Here is a 23,734-nt window from a genome sequence, read left to right on the forward strand (position 1 = left end):
TCCTGCAAGAATCGATTTATTTTACTGCACCTTCTCCAATTCCTTTAATAATATGTTTTTGTGCAAGTACATAGAAAATCACAACGGGAATGATCGTTAACATCAAGCCTGCCATTGCTAAATTCCACTTAATCGTAAATTCCCCAAAAAAATAGAACGTAGACAGGGGAATTGTACGAAGTCCCTTATCAGTAAGTGTAAGAGAAGGCAATAGATAATCATTCCAAATATTAATTACGTTTAAAATCATCACCGTAACCGTAATCGGTTTTAACATTGGGAAAATAACTCGCCAAAAAACCCCAAATTTAGAAGCTCCGTCAATAGTTGCTGCTTCCTCTAAGGTAATCGGAATAGACTTAACGAAACCGTGATAAAGAAAAACAGAAATGCTGGAACTAAATCCTATATGCATGAAGATTAAACCTTCACGAGTGTTGAACATAGGTATGTGTAGTGTATTCGTAATTGTGCTCATGAACTGCATTAAAGGCATCATAAGTGTTTGGAAAGGTATAAGCATGGTAGCAATTAGTGTCATGAATATAATTTTACTTAGCTTATTGTCTGTTCTAGCTAACATCCAAGCTGTCATGGAGGATAAAACGACAATGATCAAAACGGATAGTATCGTAATATATAACGAATTTCCAAGTGCATGTAAGAAATTCATTTTTTCCATAGCCTCTAGGTAATATTGAAAACTAAAACTTTTAGGCAATGCAAGTGCATTTTCATAAAGTTCCTGACGATCTTTAAATGAATTAACAATTATTATGTAGATAGGAGAAAGGAAGAAAAGCGCAACTACGAGGAGTAATAATTCTTTTGTGATTTTACGTATTTTTCTCATCACATCTCTACCTCCCGCTTCTTCGTAATATAGACTTGAGTAAGTGTAATTGCAGCAACGATAAAGAAGAAAACAATTGCTTTTGCTTGACCAAATCCATAATTACTATAACCAAAAATTTCATTGTAAATATTCATCGCAAACATTTCTGTGGAATTAGCTGGTCCACCATTCGTTAAAGATAGGTTGACATCGTAAATCTTAAATGCCGATGACAGTGTTAAAAAAAGACTGATTGTAAAAGCTGGCATTAAAAGAGGAAAAGTGATTTTCCTAAGTCTTTGCCATCCGTTTGCGCCATCAATTTTTGATGCTTCGATTACATCATTTGGAATACCTTGAATACCGGCAATATAAATAATCATTATATAACCAGCCATTTGCCAAGTAAATACGAAAACTAAAGCATATAAAGCATAATCAATATCAATAAGCCAATTAAAAAACACATTATCAAAGCCTGTTACTTTACCAAAAAGCGTAAATACATCTAAAAATATAAACTGCCAAATATATCCCAATATTAATCCCCCAATTAAATAAGGCATAAATATCATCGTACGTGCCGCATTCGCAGTTCGAAGCTTAGATGTCACCAATAATGCAAAAACGAGGCCTACCACATTAACTGAAATAACTGCTAATAATGTAAATAATATTGTTTTCCAAGTAGATGCAAGAAAACGTGTATCACCAAACAATTGGACAAAATTCTCAAACCCCACAAACACTTTTGGATTTGCTGCAATACCATCCCACTCGAAAAAGGCATAATAAATTCCGATTAAAAATGGAATAATCACGACTGTTATAAAAATTAATAATAGTGGAGTAGTAAATAATAGATACCACCACTTATTACTTTTATTTGACATGTCACCACTTCTTTCATGTAGTTTGTAAAAAACATAATAGTTAGTAATGGACACCTCATTTAAGAGATGTCCAGATGTTTATCATCTATCTTACTATTAATTGAATAATTATTTTACTGCGCTTTTCCATGCATCATCTAGCTTTTCGATAAATTCTTTACCAGTCATATCTTTTGAAAGGAAGAACTCTTCTGCTTTCGGTGCAAAATCATTCGGGATTATATTCGCTGGGAAATAATTTAATGCCCAAGGAATTGTTTTACCGCTGTTTGATGCATTCAATACATCTTGAGATAATGAATCCAATTTATCTGACTTGATATTTGTCAGTGCAGGAACAAATCCAAATTCCTCTACAATGTATCTCTGACCAATTTCACTTGTAAACATCCAATTTAAGAAATCGTTTGCTGCTTTAACTTCCGCTTCATCTTTTTTACCGTTGATCGCCCAGTTATTCCCTACTCCTACAGCCAATTTATCATTACCCATTAATGGGAATGGCAACATGCCTACTTCGAAATCTACATTAAAATCTGAAAGCATTCCATAAGCCCAGTTTCCTTGATGAATCATAGCTGATTTTCCAGCAGCAAAGTCCCCAACTTCCTTATCATATGTCACATCTAAAGGACTAGGTGTGTTTGCTTTAATCGCATCCATAAACTTTCCAAATTCTTGGAATTCCTTTGTTTCAGCCATTGTTACTTTCCCGTCTGTCAACTCATCGATGTATTCATAATGGTTTTTTTGCAATGCAAAAGGATAGTTACTAATATGACCAATTAAGAAATAAGCTTCTTTTGAAAGTCCAAATCCATTAATGCCTTCTGCTTTAAACTTTTCTAATGTACGTACAAAAGAGTCATAATCGGCAACATCTTCAGGTTTAACTAGATCTTTGTTATAAACCAACCCAAACCCTTCAACTCCGTACGGTACTCCAACAACTTTGTCATTAACTTTTAGTTCCATGCCAGGAGCAATATTTTTTACATATCCTTCTGAATCCATATCGTAAACATATGATTTCATTTTTTCAGCTTCCGTAACATTTTGTAGACTAAAGATGGATGGTCCTTGATTGCTATTCATGCGAATTTGCAACTGTGAGAAATAATCATCACCTGTTGTTCCCCATACTTCGACCTCCACACCAGTCTCTTTCGTATATTCCTTTGCTAGTGCTTCTAACTGATCAGAAATTTCAACTTTACTTTGGAAAATAGTAATTTTTTGATTGGAAGATTTGCCAGCCCCCCCCTTGCTTTCGCTTTCTTTTCCGGCTTCCTCATTACCACTACATGCAGCTAAAATCATTAATAATGCTACTATTAGTAGACTACCTAACGTTCTTTTTTGGAACTTCATTTGAATTCCTCCCCCTATAATTTGAATTTCTATAGTAAATAAAATGAAAAATCATTTTATATCTACCCACAATTGTTACTTTCTCCTATTAGTATCTAAAGAGAATACTAGAAATGTTTGTTGTAATCTGCGACAACTTAATCCGTTGTCATCTATTGTTCACTCCATTGAATCTAATTTTATTTCAATGAAATCATTGCATTCATAGGTTTTTCCATACATCTCAAATGCAACTTTTCCCTTGTTTTCTACTTTTACAGACAAGGTTGATGATGTAAGGAAAAATGTAACAGGTTGAGCTCGCCAATGAATCGTGAACTTCATATGATGCCAATGTTTTGGTAATTTTGGTCTGATACTTAGCAATCCATCTCTAAGTCTGATACCGGCAAAACCAAATACTGCGCCTTTCCAAATCCCACCAATAGCAGCTGCATGTATGCCATCATCAGAAGTATTCATCATTTGCCCTAGATCGACTTCGCAAGACTTTTTAAATAAAGAATACGCTAAATCCATGTCACCAATATCATTAGCCAGTATTGAGTGTGTTGCCAAACTCAAAGAAGAATCGTGCAATGTTTTCGGTTCATAATAGTTGAAATTAGCCTGTTTAACAGTCTCTGAAATTCGGTTATCATCTTGTAAAAATGTTTGTTGTAACAAATAAAACAAGAGTAATGTATCTGCTTGTTTTGTCACTTGAAATGTATTAATTTGTGCAGGATTAAAATCACGATAGATTGTTCTAACTTTTTCTTGATTTTTATATTTGGAAATATCAATTTCTTTTAATTGTAAGTACGTATCGTCTTGTGGTATTACTAGATCTTTTTCACGCGGCATCGGTAAAAATGTTTTTTCTGCTTTCAACTGCCAAAGTTTATACGATTCATCTAAATTTAATTGCTCAGTTAAATTTTTTAGAACTACTGAGTTTTCTTTCTTTAGTTTTTCATAATAACGGATTGCTAGTTTCATATTAAAATACGCCATATAATTCGTGAAAGCGTTGTCATTTACATGTTCTTTGTATTCATCAGGACCAATTACATTATTGATATGAAATTCTTGCTTTTCATCATTCCATTCAAGACGACTTGCCCAAAAACTCGCTGTATCAAAAATAATTTCATAACCGTAATCATCCATAAATTCAATATCACCTGTTACACTATAATATTGATAAACAGCGAAAGTAATATCTGCAGAAATATGCTGTTCTATGAATCCAGACCATATTTTCGTTTGTTCTCCCGTGATGATATCAATATCACCAAGTTTCGGTGTTACTTCACCGTCAGTCGGCCATGCTGCTTCCCAAGGGAACATCGCACCTAAGTAACCATTTTCAACCGCTTTTTTTCTAGCACCTTCTAATCCGTGATATCGATAAGTTAGAAGTGATTTAGCAACTTCCGGATTTGAAAAGATGAAAAATGGCAGAATGAATAATTCTGTATCCCAAAAGGAATGCCCTTTATAACCTTCTCCACTTAATGCTTTTGCAGCGATTCCCATACGTTCATCATGTGCAGGTGTCATAATGGTTAAATGATAGAGTGAAAATCTTAAGGCAATTTGGTCAAAAGAATCTTCACTTTTAATTTCAAAGTTATATGCATTCCATACTTTGTTCTTCCATTCTTTCTTAGAAGACTGAAAAAGTAAATCATACCCTTTTTCTAAGCAATCTTGTAAATCTTTCAAAGAGCTCTCTTGAAGTGTATGAATTTGGTAGTCGGAGTTTTTATATTCCTTGTCGCGACTTGTGTACACTGTCGTTAACTTTTCCATTTCCAGTATATCGTTTGGCTGAAGGCTGAAATCGTAAGTTAGCCATACTTTTCGACGAGCCATGTTCATTTCAGGATCTTTTACTATTTCCTCACCGTTAATCATAATTTTGTGGGTAGTATTAATGACAACATCCACTTTTGATTCATTTGTTGTTTGAACTAATTGAATTATTTTTTTATCAACAATTCTACGATCACCTTCAAGAAAATGTTGTGCGCCAGAATTACTCATTTGTGCATTAATACCTGAGTCAAAAGAAATTTGAACCGGATCTGATAAACTTTTAACGGTCATTTTCATGCCAATCAAATGTAAATTATGCAGGGAGACAAACCGTTTAAATTCAAAAGATAGTTTTTTTCCTTTAGGTGAGGTCCATTCAAAAATTCGCGTCAACTCTGCCGTCTTTAAATTTATTTGGCGTATATAGTCCTTCTTTTCGCCAAATTCAAGACTAAATCGTTCCCCATCTATCCGAATGTCGATCTTCGTAACATCCGCCAAATTCGGCAGCTCTGTGACTTCATTAACTTGCGCTTTATTAAAAGTCCCATTAACAAATAAATTTCGTGTTTCTTTCATGTATGGCTCTTCTGTAGCAGAGCGTAATCCCATATAGCCATTTCCAAGACACATGATTGCTTCGCTTTTCCCAAGTGTATCCGGATGAAATCCCAATTCCGAAACAATCCAATTTTCCAGGTCTTCCTTGCCATCTGAATAACTAATCATGTAACCATACTCTCCTTTCTGAAAGGAATGGCAAACCGTTCCGAAAACGTTTTAGTTTTATTGAAAACGGATTCGATTTTATGGATAATTCGTTATTACCATCCAACGAAAACGTTTTAGATTTTGGAAATGAATTGTAAGTCCTGACAATATCAACTATAATTCTGGTATTCATAATTGTCAATAAATTAATTGTAAATTTCCAGGTAATTTGTACTTGTGGATTTTTATTTAGTGAAATAGATCCACTTATTTTAGTAGGATAGGTATAGATTCAGTATGGTTATGTGAGAATAAGCATTTTCTAAGTGTGCAACTATTGTTAATATGACCAACACTTAGCTTTATGCTCATACTTTCTATCTCCAATATTCTAAATTTTATAAAAAGTAAATAAAATTTTCAATAAATATGTTATACTTTTCCATAGTAAAAAAAGGAGGTACAAGTCCAATGGTAAAAAAATAATATGAGAAAATCTTAAAATATTTATTTTAAAATATACATGTAGATTTTCTCATTCATAAAATTATTATTAATAGAATAGAGGAGATATAACATGTTAAATAAATTAAGTAATACTATTTATTATTTATCTAATCAAGATGATAAAGATCGACCAACATTAGGATTGGTATGTGGTGACCAATATAGTTTAGTAATCGATTCTGGTAATTCAACTCAGCATGCTAAAGACTTTTTACAAGAAATAGAGAAGCTAAATGTACCACCAGTTAAATATGTAGTGCTTACACATGCACATTGGGATCATTTCCTAGGTATGAATGAATTTGATGCGACTGTTATAGTTAATAGTCAAACAAATGAAATGATAAAAGAATGGAGAAGCTATTCGTATGATGATAGGTCACTCCAGAACTATGTGGATAATAATCAGATGAGTGCTATGTGTATGAAGATAATACAAACTGATATGCCAAACAGGAATAGTTTTAAGATGAAGTCTCCAGATGTTATCTTTGACAATACATTAACTATTGATTTGGGAAATAAAATTTGCATACTTGAAAGAATCAAAAGCACTCATACCAACGATTCTACAATCATTTATATTCCAGATGAAAATGTTGTTTTTTTAGGGGATAGTGCCTATGGTACAACCACAAATTCATTATTTCATTACAAGCAATCATTGTTATTGCCAATGATTAAAGACATTCAAAAACATGATGCTGAAATGTTCCTACTTGGTCATGAATCTATTTGCGATAGAAATGAAATGAATATATATTGGAAAGAGTTAACAGCAGCAAGTCAAGTTGTAAAATCGACATCACTAGAAAATGCTTTAGAGCTCTTTAAGGTTGATAATAATAGGGATCCCAATGATAATGAATTTTTTTTCATAAAAGCATTTGTGAATGACCATATTATTCAATCACAATAATTTATAGATTAATCAATCAAATTTACACAAAAGCCATCTCATTTAAATTACTTGAGATGGCTCCTTATTAGTCAATAATTAACTAGTTTGTGTCTTTTCGTCGTAATACAATCATTATGCGATATAAATTAATTAATCATCGAAAAAATATGTTACTCTACTATAAAAATGGAAATGTGGGCATTTATATGACAATAATTGATTTAATCTACTCTCAATTATTTGGACTAATTATTATCGTCATAATTTTTATTAGCTTATTTTTTCTTGTACGTTTATTCATTATTAAAAAGCCAAATAAATTTAATTCTATTGAACAGAGACTTGATAGAATAATTGATTTACTAGAAAAAGATAATAAAGAGTAACCTTTTTATCCTTTTTACATTAATCCTTACTTCACTTTTTAAACGGACAGCGTACTAAGCAATTTCCTATTTCTTTTGTTCCGGTTGTTCAATAACCATTTACAATCATTCCTAATATCTTAATAGTTAGAGTGCCATCTTATTTCCAAAGAGTTCTTTTTTACTAATTCAGCTTCTAAGTCCCATAGTTCTACAATGCTGATATATTTCCCAAGCTCTTTCCAATAAATCACTTAAAGTCCTTCTTCACCTTTTGCCTTAGCTACATGTTCAAAAAACAAATGACTACGAGCAAAAAAAGAGCGTATAAAAGAGCAGTGAATTAGTTCGGATATAAAATTACTTTTATTTCATCCATCAAAAGCATATAATTAATGTATTAAATGAAAGGAGAGATTGAAACTGAAACATAATGCATTGCACCAATGGCAAAAAGATCATAATAAACGCGTTGCAGAATTCCATAATATTCATGCTAATCAGCTAGCTAATGGAGAAAACGGAACTAGTTGGTTAGCCAAAATAGAAAGATTTGTTTATTTAAAAGGGAATGCTCTATTACAAAAAATGAAATAATATTTGATTCAACTGTTCCTTTTTTGGACAGTCTTTTTTTATTTACTCTGTTTAACTTGATTGTTGTTTTTAGTCAAATTAAAAAGCGTATTCGAAATTTCTCAAATAGGCTTTTTTTCTTAAGCGACTAGAAATCAATAATCACCCTATTAAATTAATGAAAAATATTATTCGAAAATTGTATCTTTCTATTATTGAAGTGAAACATCTACTATAAAATGCGTATATTCTCCCCGTCAATTAATTTAAAATGAATATTCATCGATGTTCCACTGTCAATATGTTTAGGAACATCTGATAATTCAAGTAATTTCTCTAAATGAATAGACTTTTTACGATTTTTTTCTATCGTAAAACGATACGGACCTCCTAAATTCATAAGTGACTCCATTCGTACTTCATCCTCCATAAAAGAGGAATCTAAAAATTCTAACTCAAATGACACAGCTTCATTGCTACGATTATGTAACACGATGTTACATTCCCCATCTAATAAGTCTTCGCTCACATACTCAAAATTGCAAGTACCATTGCCATCGTATGAAATTGCTGTAATGCCACTTGCTAACGTTTCTTGGTACATCGTAATGAGAAGCTTTGGTAAAAAAGCGTATACTACTACAACGATTGCTAACGTTCGAAAATGATATTTCTTTATGCCTATTACAAGTAAAATCATGGCGCTTATAAACAAAACGGAACCTATTATACCAAGCAAGATATATCCATTATGATTTCGGATTGGAAATGACATGAATATGGTTCGAGCCTCTAACGTTCCATTATTAGGAAACGATATATATAAATACAAACATATACATAAAATAACCAAAGAACTAATGAGTGCTACTTTATTTCTTATCATCTTATCCCTTTCCTCTAAAAACGTCTTTTATCGAATTCATGTTAGATTAAATTTTAACAAATATTCCCAAAAACCTTTTTAGGGTATCAACTACTGTCACACAATCCTTCCTTTCAAAAAGTGAAAAATAGAGTTGTTTTTCTTTTTACCAATCTACTTCTATATCTCTATCATTTTTCAAAGTCCAGATCATTTCACCATAAAAAAACGCTAAAGGAAAATCAATTTCCCATAGCGGCTCTATAAAATAGGATTTATGTATATCTCTTCTAAAAAAATGCGTTTATTTAATTCGTAATTCTGTTTTCTTATCGAAAAAGTGTGCTTTACTTAGATCAAATGCCAAGTCAATTGTATCACCCGCAACTACGTTGAAACGCGAGTCAATTCGTGCAACAAAGTCTTGGTCATTCACTTTAGAATAAAGTACTATTTCTGAGCCCATTAACTCTGCAACTTCTATGGATGCTTTGATTTTAGTATCCTGAGAAAAATCAAGGAATACTGGTTCATCATGAATATCTTCTGGACGAATGCCAAGAATGATATCTTTCCCTTCATAACCTTGATCACGAAGCAATTTCAGTTTCCCTTCAGGAACCAGAACTTTTACATCTCCCATGACAAAATAATTCTCTACTATTTTACCATCCAAGAAGTTCATCGCAGGAGAACCGATAAATCCTCCAACAAAAACATTGTTAGGCTCATCGTAAACTTCCTTAGGTGCACCTACTTGTTGTATAAAACCATCTTTCATTACTACAAGACGAGTTGCCATTGTCATTGCTTCCGTTTGATCATGAGTTACATAAATGGTAGTTGTTTGTAAACGTCTGTGTAGTTTTTGGATCTCCGTACGCATTTGAACACGCAACTTTGCATCTAAGTTGGATAATGGCTCATCCATTAAAAATACTTCCGCGTCACGAACAATAGCACGTCCTAAAGCAACACGCTGCCGCTGACCTCCTGAAAGTGCTTTTGGTTTACGATTTAAAAGTTCCTCAAGTCCCAAAATTTTAGCAGCATTATCAACACGCTTTTTTATTTCATCTTTTTTAAATTTACGAAGCTTTAAACCAAAAGCCATGTTGTCGTAAACGTTCATATGTGGATAAAGCGCATAGTTTTGAAAAACCATTGCAATATTTCGCTCTTTTGGTGGAACATCATTTACTCTTTTTTCACCAATGAAAAGGTCGCCTTCTGATATTTCCTCCAAACCAGCAATCATTCTAAGTGTAGTTGATTTCCCACAACCCGATGGTCCAACTAATACTAAAAATTCTTTGTCTCTAATTTCTAGATTAAAGTCTTGTACAGACACTACATCTTTATCATATACTTTTTTAATATTCACTAACTTTAATTCAGCCATTTTAATCCCCCTATGTAAGTGCTTTCACTAACTACTAAAAGTATATAATATTTACTCAATTCGGATAATGGTAAATATGCACAAAGATTTGCTCATTTCTGGTGCATGTTTACTAGGAAGAATTTAGGGAATTAAAACAAGTTCATTTTCTTGATAATAATGCTAAGTAAACGGTCATTGCATGGTGAAATTGTCGTACATCAATTCCCGTCTTTTCAAAAAAGCGATCTAATCGATATTGAAGACTATTTCGATGCATATGTAAAAATTTTGAAGTCTCTGATATATTTAAATTACATTGAAAAAACACTTCGATCATTTTCAGTGTTTCTTCATCCGTCAGTGTTTCTTGTAAAATAGTTTGACTTATATCGGTACGTAAGTCAGGTTCAGTTTGATTAATAAGTAGAAATGGTAATGCATCAATATACGTTACTACAGTCTTATTCGAATAGATAAATACTTTCTTGGCTACATTTGTTAATGATTGAAAGTGCTGTGCTACATCCTTCAAACTTTTCTTAAAAGGACCGACAAAGAAGTTGATTTTCACATATAAATCACTCATTAGTATATCGATAATCTGTTCGAATGATATACTATCTTCATAGATTGTTTGTTCTTCTATAATGACCCCTTCATGTCCATTTTCCCACAAAATAGATACTTGTTTGGCAAAAAGCTCCTGTATCACTTCTTTGAATAAAATAGGGTCAATTTGATTCTTTTGGATGGAGAAATAAACAAAACGATAAGAATTACTCGACTTGAATTCAACGTGAGCATTTGATTCAGAAGAATAAACTACTTCTCGCCACTTTTTTTCTTCCAACGTAGGAATTGGAAATTGTATATGATGAGGTAATAAAAAAGTAGTTAATAACGAAATATCTTTGGCGGTTAATTCCTCTTCACAAATCCCAATAATCTCATTTTTATCTGTCGTAAACCATTTATAGTTACTATCTAAATCATCAATTCCCGCTATATATATACGTAGTGAAGGGTATATTTTTCTTAAATGATTGATCATTGAAACACCTCTTTCGTTTACCAAGGGTTTTAATAGATAATTGTATCTATCATAATGTTACCATATTCATTTTTAGATAGATAAAAAAACTGTAGACAACATCGTAATCAACGAGTGTCTACAGTTTTTATTATGCTAAACATTTCTTTGCTTCTTCAATTTGGAGTTGTACTTGTTCAAAACCTGTTCCACCAAAGGAATTTCTCCTTTTGACAGCAGCTAGTGGTGATAATACATCGAAAATATCCGAATTGAATAAATTACTTGCTTCTTGCAAATCTTCTAGTGGAAGATCTAATAAGAAATACCCACGTTGGATACATAATAATACTAGCTTTCCTGTTACTTCATGCGCTTCACGGAATGGAACCCCTTTTGCCGCAAGATAATCGGCAAGCTCTGTCGCATTTGAAAAGTCTTTGTGTACTGTATCTCGAAGATGCTCTGTATGGACATTCATTGTACGAACCATGCCTTCAAATATTTTCAACGATCCAACGATTGTATGCACCGTATCAAACATACCTTCTTTGTCTTCTTGCAAATCTTTGTTGTAAGCAAGAGGCAATCCTTTAATGACAGTTAATAAGCCCATCAAGTTCCCATAAACACGACCTGTTTTTCCACGGATTAACTCGGCCATATCAGGGTTTTTCTTTTGAGGCATAATACTTGAACCAGTAGAGAACGAATCATCGAGTTCGATAAAGTTAAACTCTGCGCTTGACCATAAAATAATTTCTTCTGCAAATCTGGATAAATGCGCCATTAACATAGAAGAATTACTTAAAAACTCTACGATGAAATCTCGATCACTTACCGCATCCATGCTATTTGCATATACTTGAGCAAAACCTAAATACTCAGCAGAAAGCTTACGATCAATTGGGAAAGTAGTTCCTGCAAGCGCACCAGCTCCAAGTGGAGAAATGTCTATACGTTTTATAGAATCATTAAAGCGTTCTTTATCTCTTTCAAGCATCCAAAAATATGCCATTAAATGATGAGCAAATGAAATTGGCTGTGCACGTTGTAAATGGGTATATCCAGGTGCAAGTGTTTCCACATGGATTTCTGCTTGTGCCACAATTGTTTTTTGGAAAAGCTCGATCAACTCGATGATTTCTGCTACTCTATTTTTCAAAAATAGGTGCATATCAGTTGCTACTTGATCGTTTCTGCTGCGACCAGTATGCAATTTACCACCGACAGGACCAATTAAATCAATTAACATTTTTTCTAAATTTAAATGAATATCTTCATTTGCAACAGTAAACTCTAATGTATTTTCTGCTGCGCGTTTTTTTAATTGTACAAGTCCACCTAAAATCTTCTGCACATCTTCTGCAGGTAAAATATTGCAGTCTCCAAGCATTTGAACATGCGCAATACTTCCATCCAAATCTTCCATTACTAATGTTTGGTCGAAACTAATAGATGCTCCAAATTTATCTACCCATTGTTCTGCTGATTTTTGAAATCTTCCGCCCCAAAGTTTGGTCATGCTTTCACCTTCCCTGCTCCTTTATTCACCATCGCATGAACTTTAGTTGGAAGACCCCAAAGTTCGATAAATCCAACTGCTGATGCATGGTTAAATTCATCGTCTGCTGTGTAAGTAGCAAGTTTTTCATCATATAGAGAGTTCGGTGATTTACGTCCTTCTACAATTGCATGTCCTTTAAATAATTTCACACGAACTGTACCGTTTACATATACTTGTGTTTCTTTTAAGAATGCTTCTAAAGCAGTTCTTAATGGAGAGAACCAAAGACCTTCATAAATAAGTTCCGTCAATTTTTTCTCCATTACTGGTTTAAAGTGAGCCAATTCTTTTACTAGTGTAATATCTTCTAATTCCTTATGTGCAAGAAGTAATGTATGAGCTCCTGGAATTTCATATACTTCACGTGATTTAATCCCGACAAGACGGTTTTCTACGTGATCGATACGACCAACTCCGTGTTTCCCTGCTAAATCATTTAATTTTAATATTAATTCGTATAGTTTGTATTCCACACCATCAAGCGCAATTGGAACACCATTAATAAATTCGATTTCAATAATTTCTGCAGTATCGGGAGCATCTTCCAATGCAACTGTTAAATCGTATGCATCTGCTGGAGGTGCTGCCCATGGATCTTCTAAAATACCACATTCACTTGCACGTCCCCAAAGATTTTGGTCAATAGAGAATGGACTATCTAGATTAATTGGAATGGGAATATTTTTTTCTTTTGCGTATGCAATTTCTTCCTCACGACTCCAGCTCCATTCACGAACGGGTGCAATTACTTCTAAACTTGGATTCAATGCTTTAATAGAAACCTCAAAACGAACTTGGTCATTCCCTTTACCTGTACAACCATGAGCTACAGCAGTTGCTCCAGTTTGTTCTGCAATTTCCACTAACTTTTTAGAAATTAACGGACGAGATAGTGCAGAAACAAGTGGGTATTTATTTTCGTACCATGTATGAGCTTGTAAAGAAATCAATGCATATTCATTCGCAAATTCTTCTCTTGCATCAATCATATAACTTTCAATAGCACCAACTTCTAGTGCTTTGTTTTTTACGAATTCTAGATCTTTGCCTTCTCCGACGTCTAGACAGACTGCAACAACGTCATATCCCTCGTCTTTCAACCATGTAATTGCTACGGAAGTATCTAGACCACCTGAATATGCTAAAACGATTTTTTTATTCATTTAATATTCCTCCAATGTATTATTATACGTATATTTAGTATTAATATACAAAATGTAACACGCTGGATGCATAAATACAACTATTAATTTATAATTATGAGGAGTAAATTCTATTACAAACAGTTTTATTGATTTCATCTAAAGATAAAAAGATAATAGAAGAAAGGAGCGTGTTGAAATGTCAAATTTATTTTCGCCTATTACACTAAAAGGACTTACATTAAAGAATAAAATTGTAATGGCCCCTATGTGTCAGTATTCAGTAGAGGCAAAAGATGGTGCCCCAAATGATTGGCATTATGTACATTATGTTTCTAGAGCAGTTGGAGGAACAGGACTTATTATTCTAGAAATGACTGACGTTGAGCCAGATGGGAGAATTACTGATTTCGATTTAGGTTTATGGTCAGATGAGCAAATTCCTGCATATGAAAGAATCGTCCATGAAGTACATAAATATGATGCGAAAATTGGAATTCAAATTGCACATGCCGGTAGAAAAGCAACAGATGCTAAGCAACCTGTTGGCTCATCTGAAATTCCTGTAGATGTAGATTGGAAGATACCAAGAGCTCTAACAACCGAAGAAGTTCAAGCAATGATTTTAAAATTTAAAGATGCTGCAAGGCGTGCAGTATTAGCAGGATTCGATACGATTGAACTCCACGGAGCACATGGATATTTAATTCATCAATTCCACTCACCAGCGATTAATAATAGAACCGATGAATACGGAAAAGACTTGTCCAAATTTGGAGTAGAAGTAATTCAAGCAGTTCGAAGTGTTATGCCTAAAGAAATGCCACTCCTATTCCGCATATCAGCTGTTGAGTATATGGACAATGGATACGGACTGGAGCACTCATTAGAAATTGCTAAAAAGTATAAAGATGCAGGAGTTGATGTATTCCATGTTTCAAGTGGTGGTGAAGCAACTCCAGGTAAAATAAAACCAACGAATACTCCCGGATACCAAGTTCCGTTTGCTGAAGCATACAAAGAAGCATTAAACGTACCAGTGATTGCAGTAGGCATACTAGAAGATCCGAATCTTGCCGAAAAAGTGATCGAAAAAGACCAAGCTGATCTAGTCGCTATTGGAAGAGGTATGTTAAAGGATCCGTATTGGGCACTTCATGCTGAAGAAGTGATTACCGGTAAAACAGTCCCGCCAACACCCTATAAAAGAGGATTTTAATAAAGCAGAGAATAGTAAACCACCTATTGCTAGTTTGGCAATTGGGTGGTTTACTTTTTACTTTAGAAAGTCCTTTATTTTGGTAAGCTTTATAAAAGATTTTATTCATTCTCAACTGCTTTTATTTGAGTATATTCAATAAGCGATATCTTCATTTTTGAATTTCCTTCTTCATACCTATCTCTAGAGTAAAGATTTGGAACATCTATTCTTATATCTATTAAATCCAACTAATTACCATTGCTATCATCTTTTTCATTCTCAAGTCTAACTGCCAACTTTACATTATACCAAAATTCAGATTCCTTTTTAGTATGATCCACGATTAAACCAACTTTTAAAACTTTAGAGACTTCCCACTTCATTTGTTTTCCGTATTTTTCTTTTATCATTGTATTGATGTCTGGTTCTATTAATGTTAATAAAATATCCTCACTTGTTGCATAAGTATCTTTCATTATCCATCCAGCTTCTGTGACTTCTGAACTTGCTAAATTACTAATTGGAAAAGTAAACAAAATTATAAGAAAGAAGCAACATATCCTTTTAATCACTATATATTCTTCAAAAACCTGTATTATTTTATAAGAATAGAAAATGCAGTATATACTAATAATACAGCCATAATTATATTAAACTGATTTCTATAAGTTGATAAGAACGTTTGAAAATCGATCCAAACATACTCCAACTGAAGGTGCTCATAAAACCAACAAAAGCAAGAAATAGCGAAAAAAATAGTAAGCTGAAATGTGAAGTATGATACGGTAGGATGAAAGTTGATGTTGCAGTTATGCCATATAATATACCTTTCGGGTTGATGAATTGTAAAAGCATACCTGTTAAAAAACTGTTATTTTTATCTCCCTTATTGTTCTGATTTTTATTTTTACTAGTAATTATTTTTATTGCCAGATACAACATATAGATTGCACCTAAAATAGTCATAATAAATTCAATTTTAGGAATGAAATTTTCAAGTAAAAGATTAAAATAGGTACTCAATAACATGATGACAAAGAAACCTGCACCCACTCCTAAACAAAATCCGATTGTCTTTTTTAACCCGAATTTGTTAGCAAATAACATTGCCATAATATTATTGGGACCTGGTGTAAAACTTGTAACAAAAACATATAGCAAAAACGATAATATAGGCAAATTGAACTCCCCTTCCGCATTGTATGTTATAATGACTAAAATAGACACTATAACGAATTACTTTTTATTGTACAATACAGTCGTTATATTGTAAAAGAGGAGTGTGTTTATGGAAGAAATAAATCTTATCATTGCAAAAAACTTAAGAGCCTTTAGAGAAAGTAAGAAATTAAGTCTTGAAAAGGTGGCAGAATTAACTGGAGTTAGTAAAACGATGATCGGCCAAATAGAAAGGGGTGAATCTAGCCCTACCATTACAACTATTTGGAAAATAGCCAATGGGTTAAAAATTTCTTTTACCTCACTAATAAATAGTCCGCAGCCAGATACAAAAATTATTTTAAGAAGCGAAATTCAAGCATTATCTGAAGACAATGGAAAATATCGAGTCTATCCCAACTTTCCCTTTGAAGATGATAAGCGCATTGAAGTTTATTCAGTCGAGATAGAAAAAGGTGGATTCTTAAGCGCTGATTCGCACAGAGAAGGAACTGAAGAATTCATAACGGTTTTTGAAGGAGAACTAACTGTACGTGTAAATAACATGGAATATACACTAAGAAATGCTGATTCTATTAGATTCAAGGCTGACAGACAACATACCTATCATAATTCAGGAGAAACATTAACTCGATTAAGTATGATCTTATATTATCCAATCTAAAAAACCCGTTCCACAAGAATCGGGTTTTTCTTCTGTTTTTATTTGTAACTTTGTTACAGTGAACCTATTAATCTAAACAGAATATTATTTACATAAGAAAAAAGAGCTGTATTAACAACTCCTAGTTCTTCCGCTAAAGCTCTCAGTTGTTGAAGAAGGTGAAGGAATTATCTAAAGATAAATTTTCTAATTCATTTAAACATAATGTTAATCTATTCATAATCATGTCCTTATCACCCATTTGTTGCAGTGTCTTAGGGTTCAATTCACTTTCATTTAATATTTCATAGTGTTCATGAGCCTCTAATAATGTCCACAAGATATATTCGTCCAATAAACATTTATACAAATTCACATTATCACTTATGTAACCTTTCATAAAACCGTCTGCAATTCTACTCAATATATTAGAATTTTTATTATAAGCATGTTTTCGGTATCTTGGTGCATTAGAATAGGCAGGAAGAAGGAATTTGTAACAAAAAACAAAATACCCAGCATATTTCAAATCGAAATCTAACTTTGGAAAAGGGTCAATTATAGAAACATTATCTAAATTAAGGATTATATTTTCTGGAGTTACATCTTGATTGACTAATGATATCTTTTGCTGGTTTTCTCGTCTGTTTTCAATTAAGTTTAATAACTTATTTACTACTTTTTCGCGATTAAATGTTAAATCAGACGTAGTCAAACTATTTAATATACTTAAATAAAAGTCATTTTCATTTTGCCAAATGTAGTTCACTTCTTGTTGTTTCTTTCCTTCAAGATTTTTACCGTTCCATATAATATTACCAAATCCCTGTATTTCGGGATCTTTTCTGTGCATAACCTTAAAGAATTCGCCTAACACTTCTCCGATTTTAAATGCTTCAGAATCGCTTAGATATTGAAGTATTTTTCCTTTACCCATAAAGCTTTCTACGGTGAATACTAGTGATTCTTCCTGGAAATAGTCAAAGAAAGAAGGACAAATGGGAAAAGAACACTGATTAGCCTGGTTGTAATAAACCTTTGAAGATTCATATTCAGTAATCAAGTCAATTTCTTTATATGCTTGTAATTGCCCATATGCTTTCTTTTTCCTGATTCTTAGTACAAGATCCTCTTCAATATTACTTTCTATTCTATAGACATTATGCCAAGAACCTTCACCAATTTTCGAAATATGCTCCATCTTTATATTTTCTATTTTTAATTTCTCAACAGCATTCTTCAGATCATTATCTTTTATTACTATTTATCCTTTCTAAAAACGGTTTGTACTTCAAGTAATCTGACATTTTGTAAAAAAAACACTTATAGCAGGATCGCTACCAGTTACTTAAAAAACGTGATTCTCTCCCTTTAATCTTTTAACCTCTTTCTCTAAATAATCAAGACGTTTATGGATTCTATAAATAATTGGTAAATACGCAATTGCGATAATAATTAACCATCCCATTGATTAACTTCCCCCTTAATCATAATGGATTATTTTTCATTAATTAATAACAATATTATTTTGTATTACCGATCCACTGATACTTTTTCTCCTAAACCACCATCATCCCGTATTTCAAACTTCCCAATTTTTCCTGGTTCAGAAAGAATTGCCGCTCCTTTTACTTCGTGTTGTGAAACTTCACCTGCATTATTCGTATATTCTACCTGAGCGGTAAAGTCGTAAAACTTGGGTGTGTTATTATTCTCACTTTTAGTTACTTGTATATCACTAACTATCATTTCGTACCGAACATTTTCGCCAAAGCCTAAATAACCATAATGGTAATTAAAAGCAATAGCATTAGAAATAAGGGTTTCAAAGGCATAATCCATAAAGTAAGGTCCATACATTTTTTTCACTAAATCCTCGTAGGCAAGCCATTCATCTGAAACCCCCGACTCTTCGACTCCATTTACTTCATTAGCTTCAGGTGTGTTGCTGCCAATTTCGGTCATTTTTTTATTAATATTTTTGACAATAACCAAATATTCTTCGTTCGGAACTGTAAATTCAGATTCAAGAACAGCCTGGACTGCTTCTCTATTTTTATCTTCTGATGAAACATCCACTACTTCTTGGAGTTCAGGATTTTCTTCCGAACAGCCTACAAACAGAAAACACAAACTAATCAAGTATAAGATGCCTCCTATTTTTTTGATTTGTTTATTATACATGCTAGTCTCCCCTGATAATTTGTCTAACGTTAAAATTATTATCTTTTGTTAATTGTAATACGTTAGAAAAACTGAAAAGTTCCGTTTTTCTATTATTTACTTACTCCTAGCAAACCCACAGATTTCCTTTTTATAAAATTAGTATTGATATCTAAAATCAATTAACTGAAATAAAAAAACACCGCTTTTTGATAGAAATCTTATGACAGATTTGCTACCAATTGCAGTACTTTTGGTTATACATTTTTATTGACTTTTTGCAGTTTTGTTCTTAAGAGAACCCATTATTTCACTGAGTGCTTTTAGTCATATTCATTTTCAGCTTTTGAATTTTTTTAATTTTCATGGGAGTTATTGAGGTTAATTTTTCTGTTCTTTCACTTCTCTTAAAAAAAAGATAAGTGTTGATTATACTAAAACCTATAATTGTCAAAAACAGATAAGTAGAAGCCCCATCTCCTCCTAAGTTAATCTCATCGACAATAATTGCGTCATAAAATAAAAACTGACTAAACATCACAATAGAGATTATTGAAATACTGATAACTGTAAAACCGTTCATTATTTTATTTTGTGTCGAGGGATTATTACTACTAAAAATAAAACCATGGAAATAATTAAAAATGTAATAAAAACTGGTCTCAGTAAATTGAATACTCCTAACCTTTCAAATGATTCATATGTGTACATATATACACGTTCTTTGCTTCTTTTTACACACCAATATCAGAAAAATTTCTGTTCAACTCACGTGCTTCATTAGTGAATAACAATATAAACTGGCTCTTGGCATCAGTGTTCACCTAAGTAACGTTAGTTGAACAACAAAACTATAATTGAAACTCTCTCATTATTCTTTGAGCGACTTCTTCCGTACTCAAATTAGTGTTATCTATTCTTAAATAATTTTCCTTTTCTATTTCACCATTTTTAGAATTCAACCTACAACTTTCTACGGTGCTTAATAAATGTTGTTCAGATTGTTCAATATTTCTTTTAGTTGGTTTATATTCAAGTCTATGTGGTGTCCTATTTCGTTTTAATCTTTCTTCTACGTTGGCTTCTAACTCAACGAAATAAATATCTACTCCTTGAGAGGACATAGTTTGACACATGTTTTCCACATCATTCCAATCCTCTTGTTTATTAAAATACCACACTTTAGTAAAAATCATTCCATAATGATCACTTTTAGAAAATGATTGAAATATTTCCTGTCGAAATAAGTGCGTTAATCTCCACATTTCTGGACTAAATCCGAATAGTGGCTCTAGTAAATCAATAGTCATGTGGTTATGAAATAGCTTTAAGCCTGTTAACTTGGCTAGTTCTTGACCGACAGTCATTTTCCCAACTGCTTGTGGACCAAATATAAAAACAAACTTTTTCATAGTAGCTTCCTCCTAACAGTAATGTAAAGATCTTCTAATTTTAAATTACCCCAATTCCTTTCTTTACTATGCAAATATTTTTTCAATTTTCTTTAGGGTTTCAATACTGCATATATTTGAAAAAAAGGAGATAAGATACATACTTGATTCTTCTTTGTCTGTATTTATAGTGTCTATTCTATTTCTAACAGCCCAAGAATCATACGTCTCAAATGATGTACTGCTCCACCCATTCTTTTCACCGGCTTCATTTCTTTTCTCTTGTATACCTGAAATTACAATGTCTATTGAACCTTGTAATTCTAATAATGCGTTCTTAAATATTCTTTTTTTGTCCTTCTCCTTTAGTCCTGCCTTTATTCTTAATGCCCTTGTGTCTATCCCTTCCTCTTGGCTAATTAATTTGTATATATCAAGTGCTTCTTTTGATACGTTTCCACTAAAATAGCGTTCCTCAACCGATTCAGCATAACCTAAGACACTTTTTACATATGGAAGAAGCTGACATGAAACTAGTACCGATTTTTTCTTAATGAATTTACCGTAAGCCGCAACCCCATCAGTTGGAAATTTTGTTCTCCAAATCCAAGGATCAAACTCTGTTTTAGAATGCCAATTTTCTGGCAAAGTAATAGTGTTTAAAGAAGGAAAATTAGGTATTAAAGGTGCAAGTGGAAGTATTCCAATCTCTTCTATTACATCTATGGCATCTTCATACGTTGTTACTTTATATTCCATGGTTTTACCTCCTTTTTTAATATAGATTACACCTTCATATTCTGTGTAGCACTACATGCATTAAGTTTATACCTCGATTTGGAATAAATCACCTTTTATATCTCATTAAGTTACTTCCATTTACATCTGTTGAGAAACCGAATTTCTCATAGTATCCTACTAGCCTTTCAGGACAATATAGTTCTACTCTATCAACTTCCCTAACGAGTGGGTGATCTAAAATACTGTTCATTAAAATGGTACCGATACCACTATTTCTGGAATTCTCTTTAGCAATAACATCAAATATAAACGCTCGATAAAGTGTATCTGTAATTGCTCTCGCAAATCCAATTAATTCTTCTGTATCATTATCTATTAATCCAATTACAACTCCGCTGCTCTCAATCATTTTTCTAATTTCTGGAAGTTGACGTTCTTTCGTCCACCATTCATTTTTAAATAAACTATGTACTTCTTTTAATTGGTTTTCGTCAAATTCCTCAATAATCTTAAAATTCATTTCCTCGGAACCCCCATAATAAATTCATTATTTTTATTCTTTGCAATCTCCCTAATAACATTCTTATATCTAAATTCTTCCTCCAAAAAAGAACTTACTTCATTTTATTCTACATTCGCTTTCTAAATCCTTTTTCTTCAAATCAAACCTACGATTAAAACAATCGAAAAAGGTTTCTTTTTATATATGTAAATCACGAAAACATTATTTGATTGTAAAGATAGCCTCACTTTGTTCTCGTTCAGTACAGTAATATTACTGTTATACTAGTATTGAACTGGAGGTCATATAATTGATAAATAAAGATGAAAAATTTATGGAAGTGGCCATAAAAATGGCTTTACAAGCTAGAAAAGATGGAAATGAACCATTTGGTGCTATCTTAGTAAAAAACAACGAAATTGTAATGTATGGAGAAAATAAAATAAATAGTAATTGTGATCCTACACATCATGCTGAAATAGGGCTTATTCGTACCTATTGCTCTGAGAACAATATTTTTAATCTTAGTGAATATACTTTATATACCAGCTGCGAACCTTGTGTAATGTGCACAGGAGCAATGGTATGGTCTAATTTAGGAAAAATAGTCTATAGTGTTTCACATGACCAACTGGCAAAAATTGCAGGAAGTAATATAATGATTTCATGTAAAGAAGTTATCGAAAAAAGCCCAAATAAGCCTGCAATAGTAGAACAAGTTTTAAATGAAGAAGGGCTAAAAGTATTTGAAGGATATACATTTTCCAATTAATTTATTGGTAGGCGATCATCACACATAACCAGATTCTCAAAAGTATAATGGCGTTCCTACTATCTGTAGGAACGCCAATTTTTTTTAACCCTTAAACTCTTTTGGAAATATAAAGTATGCCACTATAATGTGATTCTTGATAAAACTCATTTTTTCACAAATTCCTTCGCATACTTTAATGAAAATAGGCATTAATCCTAACTGTGTGGCTAAATGATTATTTCCCTGCTAATTCCTTAATACGTGCTATGCGTTCTGGATTATTTGATACAAGGTAGTCATCGAGTATTAAGCGATCGTAGCATAAAGAAAGGTATTGTTTTGCTTCCTCGTTTCTGTTTAGTAATAGGAGACACTCTGCGATTTCCTCCAATACATATCCATCCGGATTGGTGGTTTGTTTCGTTTCTGCAAGTAATTCCTTCTGAATTGCAAAAGACTCTTCCACTTGACCTAGTAAACGCAGCACCTTGGCTACACACCATTTTGCAATAAACACCGAATTTGAGTTACCTTGATCCTTACGGAAATCCAACGCACGCTTAAATAATTCAAGTGCTTCTTCCAAATTTCCATTCTCCACTTTTGCCCAACCGATGTTGTTATATAACGAACCTAACCAACGGCTGGCTTTAGGATGCTTTTCAGCATACGCTAGCGCCTTTAAATTCCATTCCATTCGTTTTTCCGAAGTTGCTTCAGCAATTCCCAACATATGCGCTGCATCAACAGCATGATCATCCTCACCAGATTGGATTCCCAATTCCCATGCCTGAAGGAATAGCGGAACTGCATCTAGTGGTCTGAAAGAGGAATTAAAAACTCTACCTCTTTCCAGAAAATATCTAATTCTAGCCACAATTAAATCCTTGTTTAATAAACTCTCTGCACGATCAAGCGTCTCATGCGCCAATTCATATTTTGCTTGTAATCCTTGAGAACGTGCAATTTGAGTCAAAAGTTCAGTCAAATATTCATTGCTTCCTGATTCCACTGCCTCCGTTAACAAACTTATAAATTTCTGTTCGGTTTCTTCCGGGTGATTGTAATCCCAAAGCGTATCAAAGTTTAACATATTTCACTCTCCAAATAGAATAATAATTTTATGATTAGCATAGCGTAGATTGGTCTTTATTACCATGCCTTCATTCTGCGAGAAGTATGTAAATTATACTTTGGCGTTTAATATTGT

The 23,734-nt window shown here is 32.9% G+C and carries 22 protein-coding genes and 1 pseudogene; 6 read left to right on the forward strand and 17 right to left on the reverse strand.

Annotated elements, in window-relative coordinates:
* Positions 1-16: 16 nt before the first annotated feature.
* From PB01_RS10020 to PB01_RS10035, 4 genes are all read right to left on the reverse strand, one after another.
* Complete coding sequence (locus PB01_RS10020) at positions 17-853, reverse strand: carbohydrate ABC transporter permease (protein ID WP_151700081.1); 837 nt, start codon at positions 851-853, stop codon at positions 17-19.
* Positions 853-1,728, reverse strand: a complete 876-nt coding sequence (locus tag PB01_RS10025; RefSeq protein ID WP_151700082.1) for a carbohydrate ABC transporter permease — start codon at positions 1,726-1,728, stop codon at positions 853-855. The genes PB01_RS10020 and PB01_RS10025 overlap by 1 nt, the downstream gene beginning before the upstream one ends.
* 108 nt (positions 1,729-1,836) lie before the next feature.
* Complete coding sequence (locus tag PB01_RS10030; protein ID WP_151700083.1) at positions 1,837-3,099, reverse strand: ABC transporter substrate-binding protein; 1,263 nt, start codon at positions 3,097-3,099, stop codon at positions 1,837-1,839.
* 159 nt (positions 3,100-3,258) lie between these two features.
* Positions 3,259-5,631: a glycoside hydrolase family 65 protein gene (locus PB01_RS10035; protein ID WP_151700084.1), complete on the reverse strand. Its 2,373-nt coding sequence runs from the start codon at positions 5,629-5,631 to the stop codon at positions 3,259-3,261.
* A gap of 559 nt (positions 5,632-6,190) precedes the next feature.
* On the opposite strand from PB01_RS10035, the gene PB01_RS10040 reads away from it, so the two are divergent.
* The 3 genes from PB01_RS10040 (at position 6,191) to PB01_RS10050 (ending at position 7,983) form a co-directional block, all read left to right on the forward strand.
* Positions 6,191-7,039 (forward strand): MBL fold metallo-hydrolase, encoded by an 849-nt coding sequence (locus PB01_RS10040; protein WP_151700085.1) that lies wholly within the window; start codon positions 6,191-6,193, stop codon positions 7,037-7,039.
* A 188-nt stretch (positions 7,040-7,227) separates the two neighbouring features.
* Positions 7,228-7,407: a DUF4083 family protein gene (locus PB01_RS10045; RefSeq protein WP_225986264.1), complete on the forward strand. Its 180-nt coding sequence runs from the start codon at positions 7,228-7,230 to the stop codon at positions 7,405-7,407.
* Between the two features lie 396 nt (positions 7,408-7,803).
* Positions 7,804-7,983, forward strand: a complete 180-nt coding sequence (locus PB01_RS10050; protein ID WP_151700086.1) for a hypothetical protein — start codon at positions 7,804-7,806, stop codon at positions 7,981-7,983.
* A 211-nt stretch (positions 7,984-8,194) separates the two neighbouring features.
* Here the strand turns inward: PB01_RS10050 and PB01_RS10055 are convergent, their stop codons facing one another.
* From PB01_RS10055 to PB01_RS10075, 5 genes are all read right to left on the reverse strand, one after another.
* Positions 8,195-8,848: a hypothetical protein gene (locus tag PB01_RS10055; protein ID WP_151700087.1), complete on the reverse strand. Its 654-nt coding sequence runs from the start codon at positions 8,846-8,848 to the stop codon at positions 8,195-8,197.
* A gap of 283 nt (positions 8,849-9,131) precedes the next feature.
* The gene (locus tag PB01_RS10060) at positions 9,132-10,229 is read right to left on the reverse strand and encodes an ABC transporter ATP-binding protein (RefSeq protein ID WP_151700088.1); all 1,098 of its coding nucleotides are present in this window, start codon (positions 10,227-10,229) and stop codon (positions 9,132-9,134) included.
* Positions 10,230-10,371: 142 nt separating this feature from the next.
* The gene (locus PB01_RS10065; protein ID WP_151700089.1) at positions 10,372-11,262 is read right to left on the reverse strand and encodes a PucR family transcriptional regulator; all 891 of its coding nucleotides are present in this window, start codon (positions 11,260-11,262) and stop codon (positions 10,372-10,374) included.
* A 130-nt stretch (positions 11,263-11,392) separates the two neighbouring features.
* Positions 11,393-12,766, reverse strand: a complete 1,374-nt coding sequence (argH, locus tag PB01_RS10070; protein ID WP_151700090.1) for an argininosuccinate lyase — start codon at positions 12,764-12,766, stop codon at positions 11,393-11,395.
* A complete protein-coding gene (locus tag PB01_RS10075) occupies positions 12,763-13,971 on the reverse strand; it encodes an argininosuccinate synthase (RefSeq protein ID WP_151700091.1) in 1,209 nt (402 codons plus the stop codon). The genes argH and PB01_RS10075 overlap by 4 nt, the downstream gene beginning before the upstream one ends.
* Positions 13,972-14,149: 178 nt before the next feature.
* Between PB01_RS10075 and PB01_RS10080 the strand changes: the two genes are divergently transcribed.
* Positions 14,150-15,169: an NADH:flavin oxidoreductase/NADH oxidase gene (locus PB01_RS10080; RefSeq protein ID WP_151700092.1), complete on the forward strand. Its 1,020-nt coding sequence runs from the start codon at positions 14,150-14,152 to the stop codon at positions 15,167-15,169.
* A 230-nt stretch (positions 15,170-15,399) separates the two neighbouring features.
* On the opposite strand, the gene PB01_RS10085 is transcribed toward PB01_RS10080, so the two are convergent.
* Together PB01_RS10085 and PB01_RS10090 are read right to left on the reverse strand one after the other, a co-directional pair.
* Positions 15,400-15,627: a DUF3888 domain-containing protein gene (locus PB01_RS10085; protein ID WP_225985998.1), complete on the reverse strand. Its 228-nt coding sequence runs from the start codon at positions 15,625-15,627 to the stop codon at positions 15,400-15,402.
* A 119-nt stretch (positions 15,628-15,746) separates the two neighbouring features.
* A pseudogene (locus PB01_RS10090) lies at positions 15,747-16,330 on the reverse strand (LysE family transporter).
* Between the two features lie 109 nt (positions 16,331-16,439).
* Here PB01_RS10090 and PB01_RS10095 point away from each other — a divergent pair.
* Positions 16,440-16,994: a helix-turn-helix domain-containing protein gene (locus PB01_RS10095; protein WP_151700094.1), complete on the forward strand. Its 555-nt coding sequence runs from the start codon at positions 16,440-16,442 to the stop codon at positions 16,992-16,994.
* 142 nt (positions 16,995-17,136) lie between these two features.
* Here the strand turns inward: PB01_RS10095 and PB01_RS10100 are convergent, their stop codons facing one another.
* From PB01_RS10100 to PB01_RS10120, 5 genes are all read right to left on the reverse strand, one after another.
* The gene (locus PB01_RS10100) at positions 17,137-18,174 is read right to left on the reverse strand and encodes a hypothetical protein (protein WP_225985999.1); all 1,038 of its coding nucleotides are present in this window, start codon (positions 18,172-18,174) and stop codon (positions 17,137-17,139) included.
* A 332-nt stretch (positions 18,175-18,506) separates the two neighbouring features.
* Positions 18,507-19,157, reverse strand: a complete 651-nt coding sequence (locus PB01_RS10105; RefSeq protein ID WP_151700096.1) for a hypothetical protein — start codon at positions 19,155-19,157, stop codon at positions 18,507-18,509.
* Between the two features lie 830 nt (positions 19,158-19,987).
* Positions 19,988-20,548 carry an AAA family ATPase gene (locus PB01_RS10110; protein ID WP_151700097.1) on the reverse strand — a complete coding sequence of 187 codons (561 nt, stop codon included), beginning with the start codon at positions 20,546-20,548 and terminating at the stop codon, positions 19,988-19,990.
* Between the two features lie 66 nt (positions 20,549-20,614).
* Positions 20,615-21,286 (reverse strand): AlkZ-related protein, encoded by a 672-nt coding sequence (locus PB01_RS10115; RefSeq protein WP_151700098.1) that lies wholly within the window; start codon positions 21,284-21,286, stop codon positions 20,615-20,617.
* Between the two features lie 88 nt (positions 21,287-21,374).
* Entirely contained in the window at positions 21,375-21,788 is a 414-nt protein-coding gene (locus PB01_RS10120; protein WP_151700099.1) for a GNAT family N-acetyltransferase, read from the reverse strand.
* A 292-nt stretch (positions 21,789-22,080) separates the two neighbouring features.
* Here PB01_RS10120 and PB01_RS10125 point away from each other — a divergent pair, with 292 nt between their 5' ends.
* Complete coding sequence (locus PB01_RS10125) at positions 22,081-22,542, forward strand: nucleoside deaminase (RefSeq protein ID WP_151700100.1); 462 nt, start codon at positions 22,081-22,083, stop codon at positions 22,540-22,542.
* Between the two features lie 217 nt (positions 22,543-22,759).
* Here PB01_RS10125 and PB01_RS10130 read toward each other — a convergent pair whose 3' ends face one another.
* The gene (locus tag PB01_RS10130; protein ID WP_151700101.1) at positions 22,760-23,617 is read right to left on the reverse strand and encodes a tetratricopeptide repeat protein; all 858 of its coding nucleotides are present in this window, start codon (positions 23,615-23,617) and stop codon (positions 22,760-22,762) included.
* Positions 23,618-23,734 lie beyond the last annotated feature (117 nt).

This window comes from Psychrobacillus glaciei (genome assembly GCF_008973485.1).
GTDB classification, from domain to species: Bacteria; Bacillota; Bacilli; order Bacillales_A; family Planococcaceae; genus Psychrobacillus; species Psychrobacillus glaciei.